Annotated in this window: 3 protein-coding genes; all 3 read right to left on the reverse strand. The window is 63.1% G+C overall.

Annotated elements, in window-relative coordinates; all coding sequences use genetic code 11:
• The coding region (locus ENZ74_RS27525; RefSeq protein ID WP_127313134.1) for an ATP-binding cassette domain-containing protein at window positions 1-645 on the reverse strand (645 nt) is incomplete at its 3' end.
• Between the two features lie 29 nt (window positions 646-674).
• Window positions 675-1706 carry a 2-aminoethylphosphonate ABC transporter substrate-binding protein gene (locus ENZ74_RS27530; RefSeq protein WP_063167536.1) on the reverse strand — a complete coding sequence of 344 codons (1032 nt, stop codon included), beginning with the start codon at window positions 1704-1706 and terminating at the stop codon, window positions 675-677.
• Between the two features lie 342 nt (window positions 1707-2048).
• Window positions 2049-2905, reverse strand: an 857-nt coding sequence (locus tag ENZ74_RS27535) for a C-terminal binding protein (RefSeq protein WP_245471015.1), incomplete at its 5' end; no start/stop codon positions are given.

Genomic DNA, 2905 nt, shown 5'->3' on the forward strand with positions numbered 1-2905 from the left:
GTGGGTGACATAGAGGATCGTGAGGCCGGGCAGGCTGCGGTGCAGCCGGGCAATCTCCTCGACCATGTTGCGGCGGATCTGGGCGTCGAGCGCCGAGAGCGGCTCGTCGAGCAGGAGCACGCGCGGCCGCACGGCCAAGGCACGCGCAATCGCCACGCGCTGCTGCTGGCCGCCCGAAAGCTCGCGCGGATAGCGCCGGGCATAGGCCGACATGCCGACAGTGCCCAGCGCATCCTTGATCCGCTCACCGATCAGCGCCTTGTCGGCGCCCTGTGCTCTGAGGCCGAAGGCAACGTTGTCCTCGACCCGCATATGCGGAAACAGCGCGTAGTTCTGCACCACCATGCCAAGGCCGCGCTCGTAGGGCGGCAGATCGGTCACATCGGTGGCGCCGATGCGGATCCGCCCGCTGGCGGGTCGCACGAAGCCGGCCACGGCGCGCAAGGCCGTCGTCTTGCCGGAGCCGGATGGGCCGATCATCGCCAGGATCTCGCCAGGTGCGATATCCAGGGTCAGCGGATGCAGGACGACATGCGCGCCATAGGCAACGCTGACCTTGTCGAAATGGACATTGGAGCCGGCGCCGCGAACCTTCGCGGCGTCGATGTCCATGACACTGGTACCAGTAAACGCTGCGGCCGACATGGCGTGGTCCTCCGGGTTTCCCTTGCGGATCAACTTCCGGTCGCTTCGTTCCAGCGCTTGACATAATCGGGTAGCTTGCTCAGCGCGTCGTCCCAGTTCGGCGACCAGATGGTCACGCCTTTCATCGCCTCCTGCGCCTTGGCGAAGTTGGCGTCATCCGGCTTGACGTCCTTGCGAGCCGGCATGCCGAGCGCAACGGAACTGATGCTCGACTGGGCTTCCTTGGAGAGCAGGAAGTCGATCAGTTTCTTGCCGTTGTCTGCGTTGGGTGCGCCGGTGACCAGGCCGATTTCATAGGGCAGCGCGAAGGTGGAGCGCACACCGTCAGGTCCAGCCGGCCAGAACACCTTGATATTGGGATTGTCGGCCATCTGCGACATGTTCATCTGCAGATCGCCATTGGCAACATGCAGCTCACCCTTGTTGACCAGCGCGGTCAGCTTGCCGGTCGAAGCGGAGGGGCCGACATTGTTGTCCTGCAGCTTCTTCATGAACTCGAAGCCGGCATCCTCGCTGCCGAAGGCGTGGATGATCTGCAGCATGACGGCGGTGCCGTCACCGGCCTGGCCGGGGGTAGAATACTGGATCTTGCCCTTGAACTTCGGGTCGAGCAGGTCGTTGTAGGCCTTTGGCGCTTCCGGCAGGACGGCACTGTTGTAGATGAAGTTCATATAGTTGTTGACCAGCGGCCGGTACTTGTCTGTGCCGCCATCGATCTGGTCGGCGGCTTCCGGCTTGTAGTCCTGCAGCAGGCCGTCAGCCGCGGCCCGCTGCACGAAGGGCGGCAAGGTCACCAGCACGTCGGCCTGCGGATTCGACTTTTCCTTGGCGACACGCTCGACGACGCCGCCGGAACCTGCCTCGATATACTGCACGGTGATGCCGGTGGCCTTGGTGAAGGCGGCGAATTCGGTCTCGAACCAGCTGCCATTGCCGTCATGCAGGCCGTCGGCGGAATAGATGGTGACGACGCCGTCGGCGAGTGCCGGTCCGACAAGAGCCGACGACGCCAACAGCGACGCGGCGAAGGCCGTAGCTATGGTTGCCTTTTGCGATTTCATGCTCAGTTCCCCTGTGATTGATGGCACATTCTGCGATGCACTGTGACGATCTCGCCTGTAGGCCGGAGCCTTATGCGGCACCGTTCGATCTCGTCGTTGTGCCGACTTTGGGGACTGACGATCGATAAGTAAAATCTATTTATTTTATGAGAGGCAAATTTTACCTGATAGTTGTCATGGAACTGTCGCAACGCTGGCCTGGCTTCGATTCCGGCCTCGCGGAAGGCCCGCGATTGGGTGCAGAGATGGTGATGGTCAGCCAAATGAAACCCCAGATGTCTGCGCCCGCAGCCGCGGGTCGAACGAACGAACGGTAACCGGCCGGCCTTCGAGAATTTCGAATCAGCGCGCGAGCGTGTCGTCTTCGAGCCGGCGCATGGCCCCCTGCGTGAAGAAGGTGAGATGCGGAAACAGGATGACGTTGTCGCGGCCGAACAGCGCGCTCATCGGATGGCCCGATTTGGCCAGCGGCTCGACCGAATAGACGTCGAGCCCGGCGCCGCCGATGCGCCCCGAGATGATCGCCTCGACAAGGGCGGCCTCGTCGATCAGCGCGCCGCGCGAGACGTTGACGATGATAGCGGAAGGCTTCAGGCAAGCGAGCTCGGCTTCACCAATCAAGCCGCGCGTCCTGTCGTTCAGCACGCAGTGGAGGGAAACGAAATCGCAGGCGCGCAGCATGACGTGGAGGTCTTCTACCTTCTCGATGCCGGCGGTGCGCATGGTTGCGACATCGACACCGGGATCGAAGCCGAGAACGCGCGCATGAAATCCTTGGCCTGCCATGCGCGCCATGCTGCGGCCGATCTTGCCGCAGCCGACGAGCCCAAGCGTGGCGCCGGACATGTCGCGCCCCAGCCAGCGTTGCTCGGGCCAGATCCAACCATCACGTGACACCGCCGCGGTGATGGAGGGCAGCCGCTTGGCCAGCGCGATCATCAGCGCGAAGGCGCCTTCGGCGACGGTTTCCTCAGCATAATCCGGCACGTTGACAACGGGAATGCCACGCCGCATCGCGGCGGGGATGTCGATGGCATCGACGCCGACGCCATATTTGACAATGCCGTTCAATCTGGGAGCCGCCTCGATCACCCGTGCGGTGATCGGCGTGTAGCACATCAGCAAAAGATCGGCGTCCGCAACGGCCTGCATGAGATCAGCTTCGGGGATGCCGTCCGGCAGCGTCACCAGTTCGACCC

Source organism: Mesorhizobium sp. M7A.F.Ca.CA.002.15.2.1 (assembly GCF_003998715.1).
Classification (GTDB): Bacteria; Pseudomonadota; Alphaproteobacteria; order Rhizobiales; family Rhizobiaceae; genus Mesorhizobium; species Mesorhizobium ciceri.